We start from the raw sequence: 24,872 nt of genomic DNA, 5'->3' as shown, positions 1-24,872 counted from the left end.
GGCGCAACAGACTGCACGACGGCATAGCTGCTAATGATAGAGGCTACGCGGCTTGTCTAGCTCAAGCCTTCCTGGGATCGGACTCCTATTCTCTTACGTTGCAGTAACGTGAGTAGTGCACCGCCGTGGAAGGAATGTGGCAAGCGCGCAAAGGCTTCATTTCGTTGAATCGATATGGGATTTGCGGCTTCCATATGCGGGTCATGGGCCCGTACTCAATCAATCTGGCTGGACGATCGGCAACTGGTAACCCGCTGCGAAAATTTGATGACTTACTCGTGAGGAATACGATCGACTTGCGTCGGCACCTACTGGCCCAGGGCTACAAGCTCGCTTGCAAAGCATGAAGCAGATACGCTATTTTCACATAGTTTTATCCTCAACGTTTCAAAGTTCAAATTCAACCTAAGTTTTGAATTGCAATGAATCCGCGAGTTAGACACATAATGCTGACCTTAAACTATGATTTAACCTATGAAAAATTGAATGAGAGGGCGCTAGTGCAGTGATGCGGACTGATGATTCACGCGGGTCGTGAAGCGTGCGAGTCTGGGCCATGGCTCAGACTGTCTGTGTACTCCTCGATGACGCCACGATGTCCCAGTTGGCCGGGATCGCGGGTGACCGCTCCCGTCCCCTCAAGCACATCCTGCGCGCCCGGATCGTCCTGCTTTCAGGCAAGCGCCTGACCGTGCAAGAGGTGGCTCGGCAAGCCGGCGTCAGTCGGCCCGCGGTCTGGCGCTGGCAGCAGCGCTTTGCCGAGGAGGGCGTCGAGGGCCTGCTACGCGACAAGACCCGCCCACCCGGCACGCCGCCGCATTCCACGCGGACGGTGGCAGAGGTGCTCGCACTGACCTGTTCGGAGCCGCCGGACGAGGTCACCCACTGGACCGGGCGCGCCCTGGCCAAGCGCGTCGGGATCTCCTTGCGCGCCGTGCAACGGATCTGGGAAGCGCACCGCCTGCAGCCGCACCGGGTGCGCACGTTCAAGCGTTCGCACGACCCGGCCTTCGCTGCAAAGGTCGAGGATGTGGTGGGTCACAACACAAGACCCGCCCGCCCATGCCGTCGTGCTGTCCATCGACGAGAAGAGCCAGATCCAGGCCCTGGAGCGCACGCGCCCCGACCGGCCCCTCGGACCCGGGCATCCGGCCTCGCAGACGCACGACTATACCCGCCACGGCACCACGACGCTGTTTGCCGCCCTTGACGTCCTGCACGGCACGGTGCTCGGCCGCTGCATGCAGCGCCATCGCCACGGTGAGTTCATCCGTTTACCGGGACGCCGTCGAGACCGCCGTGCCGGCCGGTAAGCTCGTCCACGTCATCCTGGACAACTATGGCAGCCACAAACACCCGCGAGTCCGCGCCTGGCTTGCCCGCCATCCGCGCTGGAGCTTCCACTTCACGCCGACCTCGGCCTCATGGCTCACCGCCGTCGAGGGCTTCTTCTCTGCCCTGACCCGTCGTCGTCTACAGCGGGGCACCTTCACCGGCGTCGTCAACCTGCAGGTCGCCATCAATCGCTACATCGCCGAGCACAACCGTAGCCCAAAGCCCTTCATCTGGACCAAACCCGCCTCTGCAGTCTTCGACGCCCTCAGCCGAGCCCTTGAACCATCCGTCTGAGTCAGGGCACTAGGCCGAGCTACTTCTCTCATATGGGGCTTGGGGCATACGCCTTCTTCAACACGCCTAGCCGAGGAGGCGTTCGAGTTCGGCGATCAGTTCGTCGGGGTCGAATGGTTTAGCTAGGAACTTGCGGATACCGGCCTGAAGGGCACGGCGCTCGACGTCTTCGCTTGCGAAGGCCGTGATGAGGATCACTGGCGCATCGGTCCGGTCGCGTAGTTGACGAGCCAGCTGAATACCGTCCGTACCCGGCATTTGGACGTCGCTGATGAAACAGGAGAAGGAAGCTAGCGATCCCTGTCCAAGTAGGTCATCCGCGGATTCGAACAGCATGGTCTCGTGGCCGATGCTGCTGATGAGCATCTCGAGCGAGATCCTCACATCCTCGTCATCATCGACCACAGCCACCAGTGAGGGCACGCTCAAGCCGACAATCCTTCCACCGCGACCATTTTGTCGAACCGGACTATACGCGGCGTCGGCCGTCCACAAGCATACCGAGGTGTGTGATGCTCAAGCCACGGGCCGTCGCGCCTTCGCGACGATCGGACATGGACGAACGTCCTAGCCGTTGCCGGCGTGTATCCAATGGTGAAAGCTCCCGACGTTTTGATTGCCCTCCTACGTGTGAAAAGTTCACGGCGAAGCTGCGGATGTCACGCTCGGCATACGCTGCGGCGACGCCGGCTGATGTTTCGAGCTTGGTACCGGACAGTGCCCAGTGCGATAGCTGAACAAGGCACAGATCACGACCCGCGCTCAAGCTGGGCAACGGTTTCGTCGGTCGACCAGAGTGCGCTGGCGAACCAGCGGAAGTTGAGAAGGGCCGCCGCGTACGCGTCGCCCTCGGGGATCTTGCTTCCGGCGGTCGCATCGCGGACGACCACGACCTCCAAGCCATGTTCGACAAAATCGCGGAGGTGTGACTCCACGCAGAAGTTGGCCGCCATGCCCGCAAGGATGACCTGCGTCGCCCCGGTCTTGCGCAACTGAAGCAGAGTGTCGTTCGTCTGCGGTCCAGCGATCTTGTGTGGCGAACACACGATCGTCTGTCCGTCCTCAATCAGTTCCTTGAATTCCGGCAACCAGTCGGCACCAGAGGCCTCGAAGGTTTCCAGGGAGCGGGGCGAGTGACGTGCGAACATGCCTAGCTTGTGCATCAGCGCCTCGCCCGGGCCCGAGAAACACCAGCGATGGTCATGCGGATAGTAGTAATGGGGAGAGATGACGACCGGAATTGCGGCGCGCTTCGCTGCGGTGAACAGACGGCCTAGGTTCGGTACTGTCCCCTGCTCGGCGATGCTCTCGGCGAAGACCCCATACGCCACTCCCGTCGGGCCGAGGAAGTCGACCTGCGGATCGGTTACCACCAAGGCAACCCGAGCTCGGTCGAGCACGAATGAGCTTGCGGGGAGAGCGGGCTCAGCGGGATCAGAGTAGGCTGGATTTCTGGGTTTGTAAGTCAATGGAAGGTCTCAATCGGTTTGCGTGATAGCAATTAGATATAGCTTTGAGATGCCGCATCGGACCATCTATCTGAATTCTACGGAGGCAGGTCTTTCCCCATACCAACGTGCAGTACCCGTCGGCTGCTCGGCTCGGCTATCTGACCCAACGCGCCGATCCTCGAGCGAAGGTTTTCGAATGTCCAATCAACGATCCAATGTCCGCAAACCCCGAATTGCGGTAGCGGGAGCGACCGGCCGCGTCGGCGCAGCGCTTCTCTCGAGCTTAGCCGCTGATCCCATCGACATCGTTGCGCTGACGCGAGATCGGCAGAGCCAACGACTGCCATCCGGCCCAGAGATTGCTGTGATCGACTTCGACGATCCGTCGACGCTCTCGAAGGCCCTGCAGGACGCGGATCGGCTCTTCCTCGCTCATGGCACGTCCGAGCATCAGGTTGCGAACGAGATCGCGATGATTGATGCTGCGGTCGCGGTAGGCGTCTCTCACATCGTCAAGTTGTCCGCCTTGGGGCCACCGACCCGGCTGCACCCCTTCGACTGGCACATGAGGATCGAGGCCCATCTGGCGAACTACGAGGTCGGCTACACGGTCCTGCGTCCGAGTTGCTTCGTGGACACCCTAGCTCGCGCCAAGGGACCGGTCGCGAGTGGCACCTGGGGTGGAACGGCCGAGAACGGCCTGGTCAATCTCGTCGATACGCGCGACATCGCCGACGTGGCCCGCATCGTGCTGCTGGACGACCAGTTCCTCGACTCCCAGCGGGCGTATCACCTAACCGGGCCCGGCCCGGTGAGCATGCCCGAGATCGCGGACGAGCTCTCTCGGCTTCTGGACCGCCGCGTGACCTATACGCGCCGTACCCTGGCGGAGCATCGCGAGGTCCTGGTTTCCTCGGGCGCGAGCGAAATGGTCGCCGACTTGCTGCTTGGACTGGACCGCATCTTCCGGGAGGGCGTCCTTGCCGAGACGACCATGACGGTGCCCGATCTTACGGGCAGGAAGGCGCGCTCGGCTGCGGACTGGCTCATCGACAACCGGGAGGGCTTTGGACCAACGAAGCAGACGGCCGCGGCCTGACCCTTTTTCCAGCGAAGTGAGGAGACCGGCCGTGAGCATCAGCAAGGTCGACATTTCGTTCAGAGCCGACGCAAACATCTTGCTAGGCGGCTGGCTCTTTCTTCCTGAAGGTCATGGGCCGCACCCTGCGATCACGATGTGCGCGGGGTTCGGCGGCACCATCCACCACGGTCTCGAGCCGTTCGCGGTCGCCTTCGCGGAGGCGGGATTTGCAACTCTGCTGCACGATCACCGTGGCTTCGGCAGCAGTGGCGGGCAGCCGCGCCAGGACGTCGATCCCTGGCGGCAGATCGCCGACTGGCGCCGGGCCATTTCTTTCTTGGAGAGCCGGCCGGAGGTGGATGTGATGCGGATTGGCCTCTGGGGAACCAGCTATTCGGGCGGGCACGCTCTCATCCTGGGGGCGAGCGACCGCAGGCTCAAGGCGATCGTTGCCCAGGTGCCCACGATCAGCGGCTACGAGCAGGGACTGCGCCGGATCCCGGCGGATCAGCTCTCCGCCATCGACGAGGCGTTGGCGCAGGACGACCGCAATCAGCTCGACGGCGAACCAGGCTACCAGGCGCTGGTCGGCGCAGATCCGGCCGTGCCGGCGGCGTTCCGCTCGCAAGAAGCGATCGACTTCATGCTTCCGGCCGTACCGGATGGTGTCTGGGAGAACATGGTGACGTTGCGCTCGTCGCGGTTGGCGCGCATGTACGAGCCCGGCGCCTTCGTCAGTCGCGTTTCGCCTACGCCGCTGATGTTCATTGTCGCTCGTGAGGACAGGACGACACCGACTGACCTTGCGCTGGCCGCCTACGAGCGTGCGCTTGAGCCCAAGCGGCTCGTGCTAGTTCCCGGCTCTCACTTCGGCATCTATCTCACTCAACGCGACGTCGCGATCGCAGCTGCCGTGGAGTGGTTCCACGAACATCTCTGACGTGGCAAAAAAGGGGAAAGTTGAGATGATCGAAGCCGCGCCGGCTTCGCTTCTTCGATGGGAGTTGTTCATCCAGAAGCGTACGAGCGCGACGCAGGGCGTTGCGCTAGGCAGGAAGAGCCATGGCTCGGTTGCGAACAGAGCAACGGTGTTCTGGGGCGAGCGAGACGCCGTTCTGGCAGACAAGTTCCTGAGCGACGAGCAGACCTCCATGTCTGCCGGCTTTGTTGAGAGCAAGGGCCGGACGCACCGGACGATCTACCTCACCCGTGCCAACCCGGACCACTTTTCGGCCTCACCAAGCTGCTGGACCGCTTCTCCGAGGCACGTACATGCGCTCGGCCGAACGTCGTGGCCGGCATGCAAGTGCCTGCGTCGCCCGAGGTGCTGGAGTCAATTTGGAAGCATCGGTCCCCGAGGCTTGCGCCCGACCGGCACACCGTCGCACAGACGCTGGAAAGCAATCGGTTCGAGCTCGAAGCTCGCAATTTCCGCGTTGTCGATCTGGGCCAGACCGACACCGACGATACGACCGGTCTGCACGTCCCGCCGCTGGATCTCGTGGTCTCAGGCGACGCCGTCTACAGCGAGGTCCATCCCTTACTGGTCGAGAGCGACAAGGCGGACCGCAAAGCATGGCGAGCCGCGCTCAATCGCATTGCGGCGCTGAACCCAAAGACCATTAACGTCGGGCATGGCCCGCTGACGCCTGACGACAGTCCCACATATCTCGTTGCAACCTGGCTTTACATTGGGGACTTCGATTGGGTGAGTGGCCGGACCACGACCGCCCGGCAGCTCTACGACGCCCTGATCGCGCTCAATCCCGACCGCGTGAACCTAGGCTCGCTCTGGGGGAGCGCGCATGTCGCCGAGGGCGAGGTCTGACGGAAAGCAATCCTTCTGTAGCGACTCCAGCTAGTTGCTCAGCACCTCCATATTGATGGGCGCCCCCCTTCTCCCCAGCGCCTTGGCGGATCGAACGTTGAAACGGTATGCTACTTCGTAGCGGCAGCTGCCTGCTGGTCCGCATGGGGGCTGGCGCGAGATGGACGTGCGACTGAAAAGACCCTTTTTGCTGGCTATGGCCATTCTGCTTGCGGCGATTGTCTTCTGCATCGACAGCTTTGCCCGCTACGACTTCTCAATATCGATCCTCTATCTAGCGGTTTTAGTACTCGTATCCGTCGCGGGCAGCGTGAAGGCGGTCTCGCGCGCGGCGCAAATATGCGTTGCGCTGACAGTCCTCGCCTGGATCATCGCGCACCTTTCGCAGCCGTCCCTCGCGAACGTGCTGCGCTGCCTCTTCTCGTGCATCGCCGTCGGCGTCGCGGCTGCGCTGCTGGTCAGCCGCAAGCGGCTAGAGGCGATCAAGCAGGACCTAGACCGCAGCAGGGCCGAGGTCGAACTTTTCGCCAACTCGGTTCCGTTCGTCCTCTGGCGATCTAACCCGCAGGGCGAGATCGAGTACCTCAACGAGAGTTGGACGGCGGTGACGGGACTCGATCGCTGGAGTGTTCTGGAGGGCCAGCGCTACAACGACGTAGTGCACCCCGACGACATCCCGGCGCTTACCGAGACCGTCTCGCACGCGGTCGCGACACGGACGATGACCGACCTCAAAATCAGGGTACGCCAGCGAGACGGCTCATATCGTTGGATGCAGATCTACGACAGCCCGGCATTCTCGCCTATCACAGGACAGGTAGAACGGTTCGGCGGCCTTTCCGATGTCCACGACGAGGTGGTCGCGAAGGAGGAGCTGCAAAGGGTTCAGCGCGAACTGGAGGCGAGCAGGGCCGAACTGATCAACGTCACCGACTCGGTGCCGCAGATACTCTGGCGATCGGACGCCAGCGGCACCCTGGACTTCTACAATCGGAGGTACCCCGAACTCACAGGTCGACATTTCGGCGAGCGCGTCGACCCTGAGGATTACCTGGCCGATTTTCATGCAGACGATCGCGCGGAGTTCGTCTCCCTGCTGGAGAAGGCCATGGCGACAGAAACGGAGCTCTGTACGATGTACAGGCTGCGCCATGCCGACGGCAGCTACCGCTGGATGTCACATGTCGGTCGGCCAGTACACGTCGCTGAGGGTTCGGACGAAATGCGCTGGTATGGAGGCGTGTCGGACATCCACGAGCAAGTGACAGCACACCAGAAAGTGCGCGATCTCAACGAAACGCTCGAACAGCGCGTGCTGGAGCGAACCTCCGAGTTGATGCGGACCGAGCGCCGCTACGCCGGTCTCTTCGACGTCAGTAACATGACCTTCGCGGAGATGGACTTCAGCGCGGCCGAGAAGATTCTCGACGATATCAAAGCCGGCGGAGTTACCGACCTACGGTCCTACATGACGGCTCATCCGGAAGATCTGGCCCGCACGTTGGCCGCGATCCGGACGACTCGCGTCAACGAGGCGCTGGCGCGTATGTTGGGCTACGAGAACGTGGCCGAACTCGTCGCGAACCCGCCAGCGCAGAACGCGGACGACGGACCTGAGGTGCTTCTCCGCCAGCTGGAGATGTACTTCGACGGCGTCGGCCACATCGACGGGCGGACCGTTCTCATCGGCAGGGGAGGACGACGAATCCCAGTCTATTTCACTGTGACTAGGCTGCCGGACGGACTGCATCTCTCGAGCCACGTCGACCTGTCGGACCAGGAGAGGATCGAGGGCATGCACCGAGCCGCCCAGGCGGAATTGGCACGCGCGAACCGGATCGCCACTGTCGGCGCCTTCTCAGCCTCCATCGCCCACGAGTTGAATCAGCCAATCGCGTCCATGCTGATGGATGCGACGACTGGGTTGCGCCACGTCGGCCGGGAAAATCCCGACATGGAATCGATCGCCCGCATTCTGCAGCGCGTCGACAAGACCGCTCAACGCATCGCAAGCATCGTGCAGCGGACACGCGACAGCATCGTCGCGGGACGGCGCGCGACGAGAGGGGTCGACGTCCGCCGTCTCGCCTTGGACACACGCGATCTCCTCCAACACGATCTCGCGCGATCGGGGGCCGAACTTGAAATTGTGTGCGGAGAAGGAATGCCGCCGGTCCTAGGTGACCCGATCGAGATGCAGCAGGTCCTCGTCAACCTCGTGACCAATGCGGCCGACGCGATGCGCGACCAAACCGGGATGCGCCGCATCGTGGTGGAGATTGTCGCGGAAGAAACAGCGCTACGGATATGCGTCGCGGATACGGGGCCAGGCATTCCAGACGAGCACCTAACAAGGCTTTTCGATCCGTTCTTCACCACCAAGGCGACCGGCATCGGCATGGGCCTGAACATTTGCCGCTCGACCGTCGAGGCGATGGGGGGACAGCTGACGGTGCAGAACCTGCCGAGTGGAGGCGCCAGCTTCTCCTTCGACATTCCCAACGCCGCCGCAGACCTCGCGCGGTGCGGCTGAACCAGTCCAACGGCCGATGCCGGGTCGGTCCCCTACACGGGTGCGCGAAAGCCATACCGACGTGCGTATCGCTCCGGGCGTCGTCGTGAGCCACGGTCTCCTCAAGGAGACCGAACCATGCAGACGCACCACACCGCGCTTACAAAGTTGATCGACGCCGGCTCGAACCGCTACGCCTATCGGCGCTTCGGCAGCCCGACCGGCACGCCAATCGTGCTTCTGCAGCACTTCACCGGCGGACTCGACCACTGGGATCCAGCTTTCACGGACGGTCTGGCCCGGGACCGCGAGATCATCCTCGTGGACAATGCGGGCGTAGGCGCCTCGACGGGCGAGACCCCGAAGACCATCGAGGGCATGGCGCACTGCATCCGCGACTTCGTGGATGCACTCGAGCTCGAGACCTTCGACCTCCTCGGCTTCTCAATGGGAGGCATGGTGGCCCAGGCGTTCGCCAAGAAGAACGCGGAGCGCGTCCGCCGCTTGGTGCTGGTCGGCACGAGCCCCCGGGGCGGCGATCCGTCGCCCTACATCGCGGAGGTGTCGCAGCGCGCGCGAGGCGACGCGAGGCTCGAGGACATGGCCTGGCTGTTCTTCGGACAGTCGGACGCCGGCCGGTCGGCCGCGGCCAAGTACTGGGAGCGGCGCTACACCCGCACCGAGGATATCGATCCGGCGAGCGGCATGCCGACGATAATGGCGCAGGTCGCTGCGGGCCGGGACTGGCTTGAGCCTCACGGCGAGCGCTTCGCCGACCTTGCGACCATCACGATGCCCACGTTGGTAGCGAACGGGCATCTCGATGTGATGCTCAACACCGTTAACTCGTTCTACCTTCAGCAGCATCTCCCGAATGCGCAGCTGATCATCTACCCGGACTCCGGGCATGCTCCACATTTCCAATACCCCGAGCTCTTCCTGGCGCATCTACGCCTGTTCCTCGAAGGCTGACGCGGACGCAAAAGCTCGCGTATCCCGGACCGAACAAGGAACTGAACATGAGCGTCACCTCGGCTCCCACAGCGTCAGATGCCACCAGAGCCATCGAGGACGCCCTCGACGCTCTTCTGGCCGCCCATGCTCGTCCATCTCGCGCAGCATGCCTCCACGCGGCCCTCAGGCGCCTTCGAAGCCATACCGCTGCGCTGGCATCGGGACATCGCCTCGATGCCGACGCGCGAGGAAAGTGAGATCACCGCGCTCGCTTCCGATCCCATCGGCGCAGCGTGCCGGCAGGCCGTGCGACGGCTAGGGCAACGGCTCTACGACATGCGGGGCAGCACGGAGGCGATGCGGGAGGTCATCGACCGTGCCGCCGATCACGATCCCGCCCATGCCGGCCAACGGGCATCCATCATGGACAGCGCCTGGAACGGGATCGGGGAGGGGAGCGATCGGTGGTGGAGTTAAGCCTCGCGTTCCCGTTCCGATCCGTCGCGCGAAACCTCCAGCTAGCGTATGCTTAGCATCAAGCAGGAGAGAGATATGTCTAGCAAAAGCTTGGCGAAGGCCTTGCAGCGTGAGCGATTTGAGTCTGATGGCTCTGCCTTCAGCGGCGGCCGTGCGGCCTTCTTTGCGAATAAAAGGCGCAGTGAATGTCCTTTCACGGATTTCGATCGTCGGGAAGCGTGGCTTAGGGGCTGGGATGAGGCACAAACTGAGTATCAGGCTTCCTGATGCTAACCGTACGAAGGGCCATAAATGTCCTACCAGCGCCATCGTCGACGCAACAATTACCGTTAGGCAGCGCTCACGCTCTCAGCTACCAACGAGCCCGGTTCAGCGTGGTCCGGCCCGGAGTGAGGGCATAACGGGGCTGGGTTTTTCCCCTCAACACCAACCCGCTCGCGCAAGCTAGATGTTTGGTCCCGGCATTTGGTGGAGCGGGTTTGACCGGAAGCGGCCGGGCTCGGCGGACCATGCCTTGCAGATGGCCTCGTAGGGCGTGAGACCACGCAGAGTCTTCAGGCGGCGAGCGAAGTTGTAGGCGCTGACGAAGTCGGCCAGATGGTCGCGAAGCTGCGCGTGGCTGTCGTAATGATAGCGTTTGACCGTCGCATCTTTGATCGTGCGGTTCATCCGCTCGACCTGTCCGTTCGTCCAGGGGTGTCGCGGCTTGGTCAGGCGATGGTCGATATCGTTGCGGGCACAAGCAAGCTCGAAGCTGTGAGCTCGGAAGGTCTCGCCGGCCGCAATCGCCTCCTGGATGATGGAGGCGGCCGAGGCGACGTTGCCGGGCGTGGTGAAGTGGGTGCCGTTGTCGGTGAGCACCGTGTGCACCCGGTAGGGCACGGCCTCGATGAGATGCCGGAGGAAATCGCCCGCGACCCGCCGCGTCGCTCGTCCATGGAGTTCGACGAAGGCGAACTTGGTCGTGCGGTCGATGGCGACGAGCAGGTAGAGCCGCCCTTCCGCCGTGTGAACCTCGGCCAGATCGATGTGGAAGTAGCCGAGCGGGTAAGCCTTGAAGCGCGACCGCTTGGGTTTGTCACCGTCGACCTCCGGCAGTCGGCTGATGCCGTGGCGTTGCAGGCAGCGGTGCAGCGACGAGCGGGTCAGGTGCGGGATCGTGGCCTGCAGCGCGTAAAGGCAGTCGTCGAGCGGCAGGAGCGTGTGGCGACGAAAGGCGACCACGACCGCCTCATCTTCAGGTGAAAGCACCGTCGAACGCGGATCCTTCGGACCCGTGCGCTGGTCGGCGACCGAGGTCCGCTGCCTCCACTTGGCGACGGTCTTCTGGTTGATCCCGTAGCGTTTCGAGAGAGCCCTCAGGCTCGCTTGACTATGCTGGATCGCTCGACGAACCGCCTCAGTCGTCGTGGCGCTGCCGTGAAGAACCTGGCCCATAGCGCGTCCTTCCACCCCAACGTGAAGATTGCACCATCAAACCCTGGGATCAAACATCTAACATCGCCATTTTCGGCTGCATCAACCGAGAATGAGCCCAACCCTCTTGCTTCGCCCCATGGATCCGTGCGGACTGCAAAAAAACAGAGCTCCGCTGCCATCATGCCATCCGAATCTGACAGACAGACGCTGCTCACATTGTTGAACGCAGGGCAGCTTGAACCTTTCATTCAACACATCCGATTTCCTCGGTTCAAAAACCTAGCGCCGGACACGCGCATTGATTTTACTTATCCAATCACTGCGCTGGTTGGCTCGAACGGCACCAATAAAAGCTCGGTGCTGCGAGCTTTGCAGGGTGCGCCGGGAGCGAACAACCTAGGAAATTACTGGTTTTCAACAAGCGTCGACCCTATCGAGGAGACCGGCGATAGACCTAATTGCTTCATATATGGATACTTCCATAAAACTGACGAGCGGACAGTTGAAGTCCTGAAAACGAGAATACGTCGCGAGAACGATCCTGATTATTGGGAGCCATCTCGACCACTCGTCCGTTATGGTATGGAACGTCGTCATATTGAGGGACAGAAGCGTTCCCGCTGGGAGAATATACGCAAAGAAGTGGTCTATGTGGATTTTAGACAGTATTTAAGCGCATTTGACAAAACTTTCTACTAAGGAGAACACCAAGGCGACCGCAGCCTGCGGCAACGCAAAGATTTTATAAGGAGCCGATCTTCAAAGCTTAGGCAAGCGATTGAGCACACCTGGCTGACTTTTCTGTACTATCGCCGAGAGCGCATCCTGAACTCAGAAAATAGATCACTAACGCCATTAGAAGTCGCAGCTGTATCTAAAATACTTGGAAAAACATATACTTCGATTAAATGGATCCGGCATCAATTTTTTGATATAGATGCGTATACATGCACCATGACATCGAGCGACCTAACTTATACGGAAGCCTTCGCTGGAAGTGGAGAGTTTGCTGTCGTCAGACTGGTGGTAGAGATCAACAGCGCTACGCCACGCTCACTCATTTTACTCGATGAGCCGGAAGTATCTTTGCACCCAGGCGCGCAAGAACGTCTGGTAGACTATTTATTTGCACAAACGAAGCAGCACAAGCACCAGATTGTGATTTCGACGCACTCGCCCGCGATGATTAGATCATTACCCAACAATGCAATTAAAGTACTTATTTTCGATCCCAATATCGGAAGGGTAAAATTGCCGACGCAGTCAGCCGCACCCGAAGAAGCATTATTTTATATTGGAGAGCCACTTCCAGGAAAGAAGCTATTGATTGTCGAGGATATTTTATCGAAGCGTATAATTGAAAAAGTTCTTCGCTTCGGAGGTGAAGCATTCAATAAAATTTTCGAGATTAAATATTTTCCTGGAGGAGCAGACACGCTCTGGACTCAATATCTCCCCATCTTTTCAGCGGAGGGCCGCACTGACGTATTAGTGCTATTAGATGGGGATCAGCGTAAGCCAGATAGCTTACCCAATCCCGTGGATGTTCCTGAAGCACACAATACGCAATTGAAAGCGGCTCTTGAAGCATTCGCAGGCAGTGAAATCAAGTTCTACGTAGATGGCGGAAGGGCAGGCGGGAATCAGCAGCAACTTGAGGAAGCATGCCGCGCCTTGGTTGCGTGGGCAAGGAGCTATGTTGACTTCCTACCCGGCTCCCAAATACCCGAAGCGTTTCTATGGGACAACATGATCAAAGACGCTCATTGTAGAAGCATCCCTTTTGAGCTGGACGCAAAGAGAAAATTTGTTCAGCTGACCAAGTTGACACTCGGTCGGGCGGATTATGAAGAAGTCACGGCACAAGAAATTGCAATCGTGCAAGCAACCAGACTTGCCACGCTTGATGATAACTTGTCAGATTTTCAGACGCTTTACGCACGGATTGCTCAATTCGCTGGTCATCAAGTAGCACCTGCGGGAGGAGTGGAATAATGCGCGTATATGATTTCTTTGCGGGCTGTGGTGGCACCAGCTCTGGACTTTCACAGGCAGGATTTAAAATCGCGGCCGGTTTAGACAGCGATGCCGATGCTGCCAAGACCTTCATTCAGAACTTAGAGCCGGATGTCTTCATCGCTGAGGACATCAGAGCTGTACGTGAAGATAACCTATCTCTTTCTCATCGCCGAGACACCCCTGTGTTATTTTGTGGTTGCGCACCATGCCAACCATTTTCGAGGCAAAACAGGAAATGTGATGCGCAAGATCCAAGGCGGTCACTGCTAAATGAATTCAGCCGCTTCGTGAGTTTCTGGCTTCCAGAATACGTTTTGGTTGAGAATGTTCCAGGCTTACAAAAGATCCCGAACACCGAAGGGCCGTTTAAAAGTTTTTTAAAAACTCTTAGCGATCTAGGATATTACTATACTTATGACGTACTCCCGGCTCTAATGTTTGGCGTGCCTCAGACGAGAGACAGATTGATACTACTCGCAAGTCGCCAAGCTGGACTTATGTTGCCTGTGTCCAGGCATGGCGCTAGCTTAGCGCCCGCAGCTACGGTGAGGGATTGGATAGGAGACCTTCCACCGATTGCAGCTGGCGAAACTCATGATGACGACCCGGATCATCAGGCAGCGTACCTCTCCGATCTCAATCTTACGCGTATTACAGCAACACCGGAGGGGGGTGGTAGAGATTCATGGCCGGATGAGCTGTGGCTTGATTGTCACAAGGGGCACAAAGGCCATTCGGACGTTTATGGGCGCTTGGCTTGGGACCGGCCAGCGTCCGGTCTCACTACACGGTGCATCAGCTATTCGAACGGAAGGTTCGGCCATCCAGAACAGAATCGCGCGCTGAGCATCCGAGAAGCGGCCAACCTGCAAACATTTCCTAGGCGCTACTCCTTTGTGGGATCGCTCCGGTCGCGAGGCCGCCAAGTAGGAAATGCAGTTCCTCCTCTAATGGCCCAACGGATCGGAGAGGCTATTAGAGCGCATGCCGAGATGGGCCCAGCGTAGGATCGGCGAATTGCGTCAGGCAATAACGAGTCAAGATCCGCGGGTTCGGCAGTATTGTCTCAGATTCGCGGTGAGAACAGGAAACCAGCTCTCGCGGTCCGCCGATTCACACATCACCTTGGGTGCCGCTTTCGACTTCACCGCCGTGACCTACCGGGCTCCCCCGACCCCATCTTCCCATCGCGCCGAAAGGTTGTGTTCGTGCACGGCTGCTTCTGGCATCGCCATCCGGGTTGCCGGAAAACGACGACGCCCAAGACGCGCGTCGAGTTTTGGCTGACTAAGTTCGCTCGCAACGTTGAACGGGACGCCGAGATGGAACGGAGGCTGAAAGCGGGCGGCTGGAACGTGCTGATCATTTGGGAATGCGAGACGCGGCAGGTTGACCAACTTATCGCTCGATTGAATGACTTCCTCCGGCCATAATCCTGTTTGCATAGATTACATTGAATAGGTCGCCTGTCGAGTTGTCGCAATCGCATTACTTATTTCGTCGCATGAAAAACATTGCTCAGTTTACTCCTTTGACGATGCCACTTTAGCGCTTGCGCGTCAGCCCTGTCGGTAAGTCGAACCGCCTCCCGAAGCGACTTTCCTTGAAGGCGCTCATATTCCGAACCGCGCAAGGATGCACTCACGATCCACTTTCTATCTTCATCAACCCCTAAAAGTCCGAGGTCAAATAAAGTGTGAATGTCAGCTCGTAGCAACAGACCGTTGCTCGTCGCATTACTCCCGTCGTGTGAGTATGCCTGAATATGAGCCGCCTCTAACGCTTCATGTGCATTACAGCCGGTTGCTGCGCACCGACCTTGGTAAGCCCTTATCAAAGCGCTTCTGAACGCGGGAGCACCTTGGCGAGCTTCGATCTCACGAATGATACGCCGTCGTTCTTGGGTAGTCTCGGCCGCCGGCGGCTTATCGGCAGGATGAGGATTGGACACTTCAGCAGTAGACCAAGACGTCCTAGGCGGCTTGCATCTCGAACAATATTTACTAAAATTTTTTAACCCCCTTGCAAGAAGCCATTTAAGCAGCTCTGACTCTTTCGTAGCGCAAATTTTTATGTACCTGCCCCCAGTAAATTGGTCCCATCTTCCCATCTTGTAGGGAGATGTTACCGACGGACATTGTGCGCGATGAAGAACCAGATAAGTGGAATTTACTTTGCGCATACTCTGGACTGTAAGCCCTGTAGGATGCTTTGCGAACCAAGCTCGGTAGGCCGCCTCATGACTTCCATCAGGGGCGTCGAACAATTTGATCATTTGCTGTCGCCTCACGCCATCCAGGACTATGGCACAACTAGTGACGCTTCTATGGAACACTTGCCACACAGTGACTATCTGTGCTGGCTGGGTTAGGAAACGGATGCGCCACCTAGGGCACAGACATTCCATTTCCAGCACGGACGACGAAACACCCATCCGCTCGGCAGAGGCGGCTCAACCACCAAGCTCGAACTGAAACAGCCAGCAGGGAAGGCGGACTCTGACGACCGGAAGGCGGGGAGTGAGCCGCGACACAGCGAAAGTCTTTTCTCGGAGAATTGTTCTTATGGAGTAGTAAAGTTGACATAAGGGATCAGCGGAGCATTCGGGTTATTGTATCCCTTCAAATCATAGACTTTCATTTTTTCAAGCTGCTGGTCACTGGTGCGAGCCGCAAGACGTGCGATTAAATTAACCGCGACGCTTCGAAACCTGACTTTTGGATCGAAGGCTGCAAATGCTGTGAAATCAAAGCCTAAATTATTCAGCATTACATCAATGCCCACGATATTGGTTGGCGAAGATAAGCTAAACGACACCTCGTGCGCACTGTCGTTTCTTATGTTTTTAAGCTTTTTTAAAGATTTATGTTCGCTTTGCTCAATCGTTCCAAGCGCAAAAGCCATATCAATGCGGGAGGAAAACGTGCCAAGGGCTCCCATTCCATCCTCGCCCAACAGTGTCTTAGACACCGCGTCGTCGATGAGTCGATGCTCAATAAGGTCCCGCAGCAGCAGGTCTATAAATGCTCCGCACAAGAGGACGAGGCTGCGTTCAGTTCCAGATGCTGATTCTGCATTTACCTCAGCGAAGAACGCGGTGAAGTGAGCTTCTTGACGCTTACGCTTCGCCACCGGACCTGCCTCCTGCGGAGGCGAAAAGCCTCTACCCTTCACGCACGACGACGACCCCATCTGCTTGGCAGCGGCGGGGTGTTCGTGTCATGGTGTCCGTGGGCCTGAAAACCCGGACGAAAGCTTGATGCATTCCCCCTTTGGCGAGGGGGTTGTGTGACGCGTTGTCGAGCCTTGGCGGGCTCTTAGCGCAAGAGACGGCGCCTTGGCGGGCGCGCTCAACCTGGCCACTATGGCCGGGAGCGGTGCGCCATGTCCAGACCTTAGCGGGTTAAAAGCGCGTCGGCCTGTCGCTTTCGCAGGTTTTCAGCTCCCGGCCGCCCGGCCTGTTGTCGGGCAACGGTCCTGAAAAACCGTCGAACGAAAGCACAACATCCATGACTATCTATCAGCATTGCACAGCGCCATCCGAGCGCGTGCTACGGGCTGCCCATCAGCCTGGACGAGTTACGCTCGCCATTCGGGGCGTGCGCCCGAATTCACTCCCGACCTGGGAGATGCGGAAACAGCAGATTGAGGACGAGCGTCGCGCGTTGCGTGATCTCCGCGGTCGCATCGAAGCACAATTTGCGGCCGACCGTACCCGCGCCGATCGCTGCGTTGCCGCTGCCCGCCCGGTTGCCCCGTTCACCCAGACCGGGGAGCGGGCGATATGACAACAACACGTGCCGCCAGGGGAGGGGTGATCCACTTCCCGCCCGCGATCATCCTAGACTCAATCAGTGTGATCGGCCCAGCGAGGGCTACATTCTATTGACGCGCAATGGCACCCCTATCCTGCCACAAGATCTGACGGACTATCATTGGAAGCCCATAGCAGTTGCTGCCAATGTTACACGAGAGAATGGCACCTACATGGGTCTGCATACGGTCCGACATGCAGCGGTGAGCTTGTGGATCAAGGCGGGTTTGAGTGACCTCGCCCTGAAGAAGGTTGTTGGACATGCCTCCGTCACCACAACGAAGGACGTCTACGGCCACCTGTATGGCGAGGAGGATGAGTCGGGGCTCGCAAGGAGGAATTCGCTCGCGATTTTGCGCATCACGAATGAGGCTGGCGCACTGCCGGTGCAGCAAAATCCGGTGGTCTAAGTAGCAAGGATGTAACAAGGCCTCGATACCCCATACTAAACTACTGCAATCATTGATCTTATTAGGGCGCTCCGGCGTACACAAGGACAAGGCGGCTCCCACCGCCTGCGTTATCCATCCCCGCCCCACAGGACGGGGCCTTTCGCGCAAGTTTCAGATAATCGCCGCGATGGTTTTCTGGAGCGTGACGCCGGCGAGCAGCAAAGCTGAGCAACCGGCCATTCATCCGTGTATGGCTCATCGGGCCAAACGCTCTGGGTCAGCCGTCCCGGCGTGGGCTCGCTCCAGCTGGAACGAAGGAGCGCACCGAAGTCTGCAGCTGGTAGCGCCTAATCGAAGGGGCGGGCAATACTGGCGGTGCGGCAAAGCATTTGCAAGCACGGCGAGACGAGTGTTTTATTGGACGATACCTTTCAACCGCCTCGACATCATCGACTGCAAGTGCTGCAAGCAGTGCGGCATCCAATCGCGGACGCGACTACATTGTATGCAAAGCATGACTGAAGGATTTTAGAATGGCATTTCTACTTACGCGTTAGCGTTTTTGTCTCGTTTTCTTAAGCGTTTGGCAAGAAGCGTTCCTTTTTGGTGTCGTTCTTATAATGCAGGGGCAGTTGCATCCATATCGCCCCTGCGCGTTCCTACTTACCTTTGAAATCGAACTGGGGCCGACCACTGCCCTTTGTCATTGCATCGACGGCTGCGGGAATTGCCATGCGGGTGTCCGCGCTTTCGAAAAGCGGCATGGCTATGTCCATAAGCGCCTCGTCCGCCACGGTCGTACCGCCTGACACCCATGCACGCAGCAATGCTTTATGTGCGGCATGCGCCAGCGTCGGACCCGCGGCAGCTTTTGCAGCGAATGCCATACCCTCAGGCAGAAGCTCAGCATCAGGGAGTACGCGGTTGATGACGCCGTGGTGGGCCATTTCCTGCGCAGGCACGTGTTCCGATGTAAGAGCCCATTCGAAGGCCTTCGATCGCCCGGCTCGCTCTGCGACCCGGTAAATTCCGCCAAGTAGCGTGACGATGGCGATGCTCTGTTCAGGATGACCGAAACGTGCCGTTTCTCCAGCAAAGACGATATCTGCACGCAGTGCCAGTTCCAAGCCGCCTCCGAGACAATGACCCTGCACAAGCGCCACGGTCGGTATCGAGAGTCTCTCAAAACGGTTGCAAGCGGCGAGATACCGCTCGAACAGGGTACGACGTTCGCGCTGGGTCATTGTCGGCCAAGGCTGAATATCCCCACCAAAGGAGAAATCTGCTCCATCGGCGCGCAGAACCAGGGCGCGTGCTTCGCTCGAACTGACGGCATCAAGCGCCATGTCGAATTCGATGAGCATCTCCGGTGAAAACCGGTTTTGCGGTGGGTTGTGGAGAGTGATGATCGCCACTGCTCCCTCATTGCCCAGAGTGATTTGGGTCACGAAATCGGCTCCTCAGCGAAAGTTTTCATGAAACAATTCGGCAGCGGCGCTGCTCGCCGCCGCGAATTGGGTCTGTGGGGGATCGAAGTGACCGCCCTGAGGACCACGGCCCATCAATGCGAGCAGTGAGTGATCGATCGGCGATCATTTCGGCGGGATGCTCTGGTTGCGCAAACCAATCGCGATCACGAGCCACTAAAAGGGGCGAAACTATCCCGCGCGGCGCTCACGCATGCGCCCGCAATGGATTCGACCTTTCGAACCGGCATGGCAATGCTCCTACATCCGCCGCACCGAGGGCAGCGAGGTGAAGGTGCCGCTGCGCCGGCCGTAAGGCCATCCTACGCTCGGATAGAAGGGCCCGTACTCCGGTATGGCGATTCCGAATGTCACAGGTCCGTCGGCAGGATCGTGCCAAGATATTCGATAAGCAGGCGCAAGCGTCAGAGAACCGGTTGAGGATCAGCATCTTGCGTGGTGTCGCACCCGCCCAGGCTCCGGCCGCCCACCACGGAAGTTAGGACGCTAGAGCCGTGCTCTCATGGGTTGAGTGGTTGGGGGTTGGCGGTCTGGCTCACGTGTGATGCAGTGGGTATCGTTGCCTTTCATCGCTTGAAGCGACCATGTCCCTCATCGTCGGCAATCTATTGTTTCCTTGTGCCATTCTACCGCCTAACGTGGGCTAACGACACGTGCGCGTCCGCAGGCGGGATATGTCTCCCCAGAGGCTTGTCAGAGACGCGGCAGGGTGAAAGCGAAGGTTGCGCCGCCGTGCAGGTTGTTGCGGGCGGTGAGGTCGCCGCCGAAGCCCTGAAGTATCGTCCGGCAGATCGCCAGACCCATCCCCATGCCTCCCGGTCTCGTCGAGAACAGCGGGTCGAAGATGCGAGACTCCTCGCCCGCCGGCAGGCCGACCCCCCTGTCCTTGACCTCTACTACGACCTCCTCTGCGCGCTCCATCAGCTTCACGTGGATGGTCCGGTCGTTCATTGAGGTGCACTGACTTGCCGCGAGCGCATTAAGGATCAGATTGATGAGGACCTGCTGAAGTTCGACCCTGTCAGCCACCACAGGCACCGGCTCGTCCGGAACGTCGAGTGACACGCTGCATCCCTGCAGCCGCACCTCGTGCTCCAGAAGACCTACGCTGAGGCGAATCACTTTGGTCAGATCCACGGGTTCGACCGTTCGTTCCCTGCGGGAGGCCGTTTCCCGCGTACGGTTGAGTAGCTCGGCTGCCCGGCGGGCAGACGAGATTACTCGGTCCATGGCCTTGCTCGCCATGGCGGTATCGGCAGGTGTCCTAGCAAGGGAGCGACGGCCCACGGTCGCATCCATGGCGATGGAACTGATCGGCTGGCCTAGATCGTGCACAAGCGACATCGAAAGGGCGCCCACGGTGAGCGCCCTGTTCGCGCGCGAGAGCTCCTCGCGTGCTTCGAACAATAGTTCACGCGTGCGCTCGCGATCGGTGATGTCGCTCAGGTGGGTGAAGGCGCGAGTACCCTTGGAGCCCCGTACGAGAGTAACCCCACAGATTGCTTTCTTTATGGTCCCGTCCCCTGTCATGAGGGTCACAACGCCTTCCCAATAGTCGTCTCGTCCAACCGCAATGTGCTGGAGGAGTTCGGCGAAGGGTGCCGAATCCACCACACCCGGCCTTGAGTGACTTAGAACCGCATCCCTCTCTTTGCCGAGGAACTGGAGCGCTGCCGCGTTGATCTCTTCGGTTTTCAACAGTTGGAGCAGCTCGGTTACGAGCTCGGGATGTTCCTGCAGATAACTGGCCAGCATCTTCCCATGCTGCAGATACATAGGTGCCAAAGCCGCGACTAGACCATCGAGATTCTGCTCAAACAATGCAACGTGCGAGCGCTCGAAAATTGATCTGTATCGCCCTTCACTCAGCATCAGATCGCGTGCACGCTCCTCCACCCGCTGCTCAAGCGTCTGGTTTAGTGCGCGGACGCTTAGCTGCGATTGCATCTCCGCATGTATGTCAGTTGATACACCGTACCAGCGAATGATCGTTCCATCGATGTTTCGCACGGGCCTCGCCGTGACCTGAAGCCATCGATATGTTCCATCGGCGTGCAGCAACCTACGGTAAGAGTCGAACTGCTCGCCTGTCGAGCGTGCTCTAGCCCAATCATCAAGGAGTCCCTGGCGATCCTCTGGATGGAACCAGTTCTTCCATGCCCAGCCGTCCTCAGCCAGGCCGTTGTCGACCGAGGCGCCAGTGATTTCCGTCCATCTCAGATTCATGAACGTCACGCGTCCGTCTGGAAGCCCCTGCCAAAGGACCTGAGGGACGGAGTCGGCAACATTCTTGAGATCCAGCTCGCTTTCCCTTTGTGCGCGAGCGAGCCCCGCCACCGCGAGACGATGCGCCACTAGTGCTCCGACCAATACGGCGACCACCACTGCAATCGTAGCTAATAGAAACGACATGCCGCCTCACCCTTGACGTGAGATCCCGACAGACGATTTTCCACGGCTTAACGACCGCGCGAAGAGCACCGCATGCGCACAGCTGCCGAACAAGGACCCGTCCAATTGGAGCGTGGAAGTCCATCGATAGAATCCACAGCTGGAGTGTTGGCGCTCACTGCGGGAGCGGAGGGCAGGGGAGCGGGCGAGACACGTTGAAGAGCGTCCATGAGGTAGCCTGCTTGAGCCATGTGACACGGCGGCGTTACGCCGTCAGCGCCCGCCCGTTTTGATCCCGACGTGAGAGACGGAACATCGAACGTATGCGTGGGCCGACCCGTACCGAAGTAGGAGATATTACACGCAACGGAACGTGGCTTGCTAACCCAAACGGGAACCGGCTTACCGCTCCCGAAAACCAAGGGACTGGGGCGAACAATGTAGAGAGCAATTAATGCTTAGGCAGAGGTCGAGTGGTACCGAAAGCGACGGCAATCGCCAAGGTTGACCGCGACGGACGGTTAATGCTTAAGCGACGACATGCCTAAGACGCCGGGCCGGGATCTGCGGAGCATGTCTACACAAAGCTTTCAGCCTGTCCCCACCATCACACTCAGAATTAAGGCGCCATCCCCGCCATTTTAAATGCGCTCACCGCCCGTCGTGTTTAAATCGCGAAAGTAATCGGCTGTAATATTATTGTGGTGCCTGGAAGAAACGCATTGACCAGCTCTGGCGCGCCGTGTCTATCAATCTGCGTGCTTGTTTGCATGAATTCTTGTCGCTGCGTATCGGCGAAAGCACGGCGTCGTTACTTCTCGTTTGCGCTGGTATCTCCCTTAAAGGCTATTGCGCCAGATCGCCGCGATTGGTGTTTTGCTGGTACAAGTTGGCCGAAGCCTGACGTTTGATGCCGTCCGCTTTCTACTCAAGCTCGACGTTCACGGCAAAATGCGCAGAACCAGAAAGCAGGCGGACACTTATTGCCGTCAGGAGACACGGCGTACATCTCACGCACATCGCCGATGAAAACGCGAAGATGCGCCTTTAAGACATCAATTTTACAATCAAGATTCTTTGAAGCCGTAATCCGGCACCCCTTCTTCATTGTCATAATATTTATACGGCAAAAACTTGCCGGAAAGGTTCATCTTAACCCGGTCGCCCTTGTTGTTCGGCTCCCGTTCCATGGTCATGTTGAAATCGATCGCCGACATGATGCCGTCGCCGAACTCCTCCTGGATCAGCTCTTTCCAGGTGGTGCCGTAGACCATCACCAACTCGTAGAACCGGTAGATCAGCGGGTCGGTTGGCGGCATCTGCGGGATCGAGCCGCGATACGGCGCCTCGTTCAGCATCCGCTCCTCGGATTCGGACAGGCCGAACAGTTCCGCCGCCTTCTTCGCCTGGGCCTTCGGCAGCTTCATCTGCCCCATGCAGGCGGCGGTGATGAGGATCGGCGAGATCCCGCCGATCTCGGCCTGGATATGCTTCCAGGTCCAGCCTTTCTCGCGTTTGATGTCGAGGAGCTTTTCGGTGAGGTCTTCGCGCTTCATGTGAGGTCTCCAATGAAGGAACGTGGGTGAGAGGCCGCGCGCGGATTTACGAGGCGGCGGGGACGGGTAGCGGCTCCAGTTCGTCCAAACCCGGCCGCACCACCGGCGGGTGGCGCTGGTCGTAGCCGGCGGGCATGGCGTCCCGCAGGCTCTTCGAGCGGCTGACGAGGAAGTCCATCAGGTGGTTGCGCAGGGCGTAGTAGCCCGGCGCATGATGGAGGTTCGCGCGCTCGCGGCGCTTGGGCAGCGGGTTCTCGACGATCTCCGCCACCTTGGCCTCGGGGCCGTTGGTCATCAGCACGATGCGGTCGGCGAGGTAGATCGACTCGTCGACATCGTGGGTGATCATGAAGACGGTCTGGCCGGTCTCGATGCAGATGCGGCGCACCTCGTCCTGCAGGGTGCCCCGCGTGAGCGCGTCCAGCGCCGAGAACGGCTCGTCCATGAGCAGGATCTTGGGCTCGATGGCGAGTGCCCTGGCGATGCCGACACGCTGCTTCATGCCGCCCGAGAGTTCGGACGGGCGCTTATGCTCCGAGCCGGCGAGGCCCACCGTCGCGATGGCCTTGCGGGCACGCTCCTCCACCTCGGCGCGGGACGCCTTGCGCCAGCGCGAGGAAACCGCATAGGCGACGTTGCCGAGCACCGTTCGCCAGGGCAGCAGGGCGTGGCCCTGGAAGATCACGGCCCGGTCGAGGCTGGTTCCCTCGATCGCCTGCCCGTCGACGATGACGACGCCCTCGCTCGGCGCCTCCAGCCCGGCCAGGATGTTGAGCACCGTGGTCTTGCCGCAGCCGGAATGGCCGATCATGCAGACGAACTCGCCCCGCCGCATGGGCAGCCACAGGTTCTCGAACACGGTGTTCTGCTTGCCGCCGGGCGCGGGATAGCGCCGGGCGATCCCCTCGATGGAGATGAATTTTTCGGAGGACGACATGCGGCTGGTCCCGGCGGCGGGGTCGGGAGCGGCACTTGCGAAGCGCCGCGCGAAGGGAATGAGCTTGCTCATGGGCGCGACCTCACTCGGGGAAGGTGACGAGACGCTGCGCGCGCGCCAGCAACTGGTCGAGGATCATGCCCACGAGGCCGATGACCAGGATCGAGACGATCACATTGGTGATCGAAAGGTTGTTCCACTCGTTCCAGACGAAGTAGCCGATGCCGGTTCCACCCACGAGCATCTCGGCCGCCACGATGACGAGCCAGGCGATGCCGATGGAGATGCGCATGCCGGTGAGGATGGTGGGCGCGGCCGCCGGCAGGATCACCGTGAAGGCGCGCCGGATCGGCCCGACCTCCAGGGTCCGGGCGACGTTCAGCCATTCCTTGCGCGTTCCGGCAACGCCGAAGGCGGTGTTGATCAGCATCGGCCAGAGCGAGCAGATGAAGATCACGAAGATCGCCGACAGGCTCGAATCCTTGATCGTGTAGAGGGCGAGCGGCATCCAGGCGAGGGGCGAGACCGGCTTCAGGAGCTGGATGAAGGGGTCGAGCGCCCGGCCCATCAGCGGCGACATGCCGATGAGGAAGCCGATGGGGATGGCCACCAGCACCGCGAGGCCGTAGCCCAGCGCCACGCGGCCGATGGAATAGGCGAGCTGGATGCCGAGCCCCTTGTCGTTCGGGCCACGGTCGTAGAACGGGTCCCTGAGGTGCTTCCAGGCGGTGGCGGCGACGTCGAGCGGACCCGGCATCGCCGATTTGCCGGTGGTGGCGCTCGCACCCATGAGGGCCGCGTATTCCGGGTCCATCGCCTCGGTCTTGGCGACCCCGCCCACCGCGATCTGCCAGAGCAGCAGGAAGGCGGCGAGGACGGCCAGGGAGACGATGCCGGCGCGGAGCGAGAGAGAGGCCTTCATGGC

At 59.6% G+C, this 24,872-nt stretch carries 22 protein-coding genes and 1 pseudogene; 13 read left to right on the top strand and 10 right to left on the bottom strand.

The genetic code is table 11. The features are described from left to right. Positions 1–556 precede the first annotated feature (556 nt). Positions 557–1,629, top strand: a pseudogene (locus tag ACYQML_RS03460) (IS630 family transposase). 66 nt (positions 1,630–1,695) lie between these two features. On the opposite strand, the gene ACYQML_RS03455 reads toward ACYQML_RS03460, so the two are convergent. Beyond that, on the bottom strand, positions 1,696–2,052 hold the full coding sequence (locus tag ACYQML_RS03455) for a response regulator (RefSeq protein ID WP_244477957.1): 357 nt from the start codon (positions 2,050–2,052) through the stop codon (positions 1,696–1,698). Between the two features lie 326 nt (positions 2,053–2,378). Continuing rightward, on the bottom strand, positions 2,379–3,002 hold the full coding sequence (locus ACYQML_RS03450) for an isochorismatase family protein (RefSeq protein WP_461235653.1): 624 nt from the start codon (positions 3,000–3,002) through the stop codon (positions 2,379–2,381). A gap of 274 nt (positions 3,003–3,276) precedes the next feature. Here ACYQML_RS03450 and ACYQML_RS03445 point away from each other — a divergent pair, with 274 nt between their 5' ends. From ACYQML_RS03445 to ACYQML_RS03415, 7 genes are all read left to right on the top strand, one after another. After that, positions 3,277–4,179 carry an NmrA family NAD(P)-binding protein gene (locus tag ACYQML_RS03445; protein ID WP_461235652.1) on the top strand — a complete coding sequence of 301 codons (903 nt, stop codon included), beginning with the start codon at positions 3,277–3,279 and terminating at the stop codon, positions 4,177–4,179. A 31-nt stretch (positions 4,180–4,210) separates the two neighbouring features. After that, the gene (locus ACYQML_RS03440; RefSeq protein ID WP_461234713.1) at positions 4,211–5,101 is read left to right on the top strand and encodes an alpha/beta hydrolase; all 891 of its coding nucleotides are present in this window, start codon (positions 4,211–4,213) and stop codon (positions 5,099–5,101) included. A 351-nt stretch (positions 5,102–5,452) separates the two neighbouring features. Then, positions 5,453–5,989 (top strand): MBL fold metallo-hydrolase, encoded by a 537-nt coding sequence (locus tag ACYQML_RS03435; RefSeq protein ID WP_461234712.1) that lies wholly within the window; start codon positions 5,453–5,455, stop codon positions 5,987–5,989. Between the two features lie 160 nt (positions 5,990–6,149). Continuing rightward, positions 6,150–8,522 carry a PAS domain-containing sensor histidine kinase gene (locus ACYQML_RS03430; protein WP_461234711.1) on the top strand — a complete coding sequence of 791 codons (2,373 nt, stop codon included), beginning with the start codon at positions 6,150–6,152 and terminating at the stop codon, positions 8,520–8,522. A 147-nt stretch (positions 8,523–8,669) separates the two neighbouring features. Beyond that, complete coding sequence (locus ACYQML_RS03425; protein ID WP_461234710.1) at positions 8,670–9,473, top strand: alpha/beta fold hydrolase; 804 nt, start codon at positions 8,670–8,672, stop codon at positions 9,471–9,473. Between the two features lie 126 nt (positions 9,474–9,599). Beyond that, a complete protein-coding gene (locus ACYQML_RS03420; RefSeq protein ID WP_461234709.1) occupies positions 9,600–9,932 on the top strand; it encodes a hypothetical protein in 333 nt (110 codons plus the stop codon). A 48-nt stretch (positions 9,933–9,980) separates the two neighbouring features. After that, positions 9,981–10,199, top strand: coding sequence for a ribosome modulation factor (locus ACYQML_RS03415; protein WP_461234708.1), 219 nt, complete (start codon positions 9,981–9,983; stop codon positions 10,197–10,199). A 177-nt stretch (positions 10,200–10,376) separates the two neighbouring features. On the opposite strand, the gene ACYQML_RS03410 is transcribed toward ACYQML_RS03415, so the two are convergent. Next, positions 10,377–11,369 carry an IS481 family transposase gene (locus ACYQML_RS03410; RefSeq protein ID WP_461233335.1) on the bottom strand — a complete coding sequence of 331 codons (993 nt, stop codon included), beginning with the start codon at positions 11,367–11,369 and terminating at the stop codon, positions 10,377–10,379. Between ACYQML_RS03410 and ACYQML_RS03405 the strand changes: the two genes are divergently transcribed. The 4 genes from ACYQML_RS03405 to ACYQML_RS03390 all read left to right on the top strand — a co-directional run bounded on the left by ACYQML_RS03405 (position 11,352) and on the right by ACYQML_RS03390 (position 14,803). Beyond that, a complete protein-coding gene (locus ACYQML_RS03405) occupies positions 11,352–12,050 on the top strand; it encodes an ATP-binding protein (protein WP_461234707.1) in 699 nt (232 codons plus the stop codon). The genes ACYQML_RS03410 and ACYQML_RS03405 overlap by 18 nt on opposite strands. Before the next feature lie 255 nt (positions 12,051–12,305). Beyond that, positions 12,306–13,346 carry an ATP-dependent nuclease gene (locus ACYQML_RS03400; protein ID WP_461234706.1) on the top strand — a complete coding sequence of 347 codons (1,041 nt, stop codon included), beginning with the start codon at positions 12,306–12,308 and terminating at the stop codon, positions 13,344–13,346. Next, a complete protein-coding gene (locus ACYQML_RS03395) occupies positions 13,346–14,377 on the top strand; it encodes a DNA cytosine methyltransferase (protein WP_461234705.1) in 1,032 nt (343 codons plus the stop codon). Before ACYQML_RS03400 ends, ACYQML_RS03395 begins: the two co-directional genes overlap by 1 nt. 9 nt (positions 14,378–14,386) lie before the next feature. Next, positions 14,387–14,803: a very short patch repair endonuclease gene (locus ACYQML_RS03390; protein WP_461235651.1), complete on the top strand. Its 417-nt coding sequence runs from the start codon at positions 14,387–14,389 to the stop codon at positions 14,801–14,803. Between the two features lie 59 nt (positions 14,804–14,862). Here ACYQML_RS03390 and ACYQML_RS03385 read toward each other — a convergent pair whose 3' ends face one another. Both ACYQML_RS03385 and ACYQML_RS03380 read right to left on the bottom strand, forming a co-directional pair. Continuing rightward, positions 14,863–15,480: an HNH endonuclease gene (locus tag ACYQML_RS03385; RefSeq protein ID WP_461235650.1), complete on the bottom strand. Its 618-nt coding sequence runs from the start codon at positions 15,478–15,480 to the stop codon at positions 14,863–14,865. Positions 15,481–15,932: 452 nt separating this feature from the next. Continuing rightward, positions 15,933–16,502 carry a hypothetical protein gene (locus tag ACYQML_RS03380; protein WP_461234704.1) on the bottom strand — a complete coding sequence of 190 codons (570 nt, stop codon included), beginning with the start codon at positions 16,500–16,502 and terminating at the stop codon, positions 15,933–15,935. An 855-nt stretch (positions 16,503–17,357) separates the two neighbouring features. Here ACYQML_RS03380 and ACYQML_RS03375 point away from each other — a divergent pair. Then, positions 17,358–17,594, top strand: a complete 237-nt coding sequence (locus ACYQML_RS03375) for a hypothetical protein (RefSeq protein WP_461234703.1) — start codon at positions 17,358–17,360, stop codon at positions 17,592–17,594. Positions 17,595–18,235: 641 nt separating this feature from the next. Here the strand turns inward: ACYQML_RS03375 and ACYQML_RS03370 are convergent. The 5 genes from ACYQML_RS03370 to ntrB form a co-directional block, all read right to left on the bottom strand. Continuing rightward, entirely contained in the window at positions 18,236–19,024 is a 789-nt protein-coding gene (locus ACYQML_RS03370) for an enoyl-CoA hydratase/isomerase family protein (protein WP_461234702.1), read from the bottom strand. A 732-nt stretch (positions 19,025–19,756) separates the two neighbouring features. Next, positions 19,757–21,475, bottom strand: a complete 1,719-nt coding sequence (locus tag ACYQML_RS03365; RefSeq protein WP_461234701.1) for a PAS domain-containing sensor histidine kinase — start codon at positions 21,473–21,475, stop codon at positions 19,757–19,759. 1,046 nt (positions 21,476–22,521) lie between these two features. Beyond that, on the bottom strand, positions 22,522–23,010 hold the full coding sequence (cynS, locus tag ACYQML_RS03360; RefSeq protein WP_461234700.1) for a cyanase: 489 nt from the start codon (positions 23,008–23,010) through the stop codon (positions 22,522–22,524). 46 nt (positions 23,011–23,056) lie between these two features. Continuing rightward, positions 23,057–24,019 (bottom strand): ABC transporter ATP-binding protein, encoded by a 963-nt coding sequence (locus tag ACYQML_RS03355; RefSeq protein ID WP_461234699.1) that lies wholly within the window; start codon positions 24,017–24,019, stop codon positions 23,057–23,059. 10 nt (positions 24,020–24,029) lie between these two features. Further along, positions 24,030–24,869 carry a nitrate ABC transporter permease gene (gene ntrB, locus ACYQML_RS03350; RefSeq protein WP_056147646.1) on the bottom strand — a complete coding sequence of 280 codons (840 nt, stop codon included), beginning with the start codon at positions 24,867–24,869 and terminating at the stop codon, positions 24,030–24,032. Between the last annotated feature and the right edge of the window lie 3 nt (positions 24,870–24,872).

The sequence above is a fragment of the Methylobacterium sp. CM6244 genome (assembly GCF_054817885.1).
This window is presented reverse-complemented; position numbering and strand designations above follow the sequence as displayed.

Excerpts from the sequence above, each read along its gene's own strand:
- ACYQML_RS03445 (WP_461235652.1), top strand. The coding sequence starts at position 3,277 with ATGTCCAATCAACGATCCAATGTCCGCAAACCCCGAATTGCGGTAGCG.
- ACYQML_RS03430 (WP_461234711.1), top strand. The coding sequence starts at position 6,150 with ATGGACGTGCGACTGAAAAGACCCTTTTTGCTGGCTATGGCCATTCTG.
- ACYQML_RS03420 (WP_461234709.1), top strand. The coding sequence starts at position 9,600 with ATGCTCGTCCATCTCGCGCAGCATGCCTCCACGCGGCCCTCAGGCGCC.
- ACYQML_RS03415 (WP_461234708.1), top strand. The coding sequence starts at position 9,981 with ATGCTTAGCATCAAGCAGGAGAGAGATATGTCTAGCAAAAGCTTGGCG.
- ACYQML_RS03410 (WP_461233335.1), bottom strand. The coding sequence starts at position 11,369 with ATGGGCCAGGTTCTTCACGGCAGCGCCACGACGACTGAGGCGGTTCGT.
- ACYQML_RS03400 (WP_461234706.1), top strand. The coding sequence starts at position 12,306 with ATGACATCGAGCGACCTAACTTATACGGAAGCCTTCGCTGGAAGTGGA.
- ACYQML_RS03395 (WP_461234705.1), top strand. The coding sequence starts at position 13,346 with ATGCGCGTATATGATTTCTTTGCGGGCTGTGGTGGCACCAGCTCTGGA.
- ACYQML_RS03385 (WP_461235650.1), bottom strand. The coding sequence starts at position 15,480 with ATGGGAAGATGGGACCAATTTACTGGGGGCAGGTACATAAAAATTTGC.
- ACYQML_RS03375 (WP_461234703.1), top strand. The coding sequence starts at position 17,358 with ATGGGTCTGCATACGGTCCGACATGCAGCGGTGAGCTTGTGGATCAAG.
- ACYQML_RS03365 (WP_461234701.1), bottom strand. The coding sequence starts at position 21,475 with ATGTCGTTTCTATTAGCTACGATTGCAGTGGTGGTCGCCGTATTGGTC.
- cynS (WP_461234700.1), bottom strand. The coding sequence starts at position 23,010 with ATGAAGCGCGAAGACCTCACCGAAAAGCTCCTCGACATCAAACGCGAG.
- ACYQML_RS03355 (WP_461234699.1), bottom strand. The coding sequence starts at position 24,019 with ATGAGCAAGCTCATTCCCTTCGCGCGGCGCTTCGCAAGTGCCGCTCCC.
- ntrB (WP_056147646.1), bottom strand. The coding sequence starts at position 24,869 with ATGAAGGCCTCTCTCTCGCTCCGCGCCGGCATCGTCTCCCTGGCCGTC.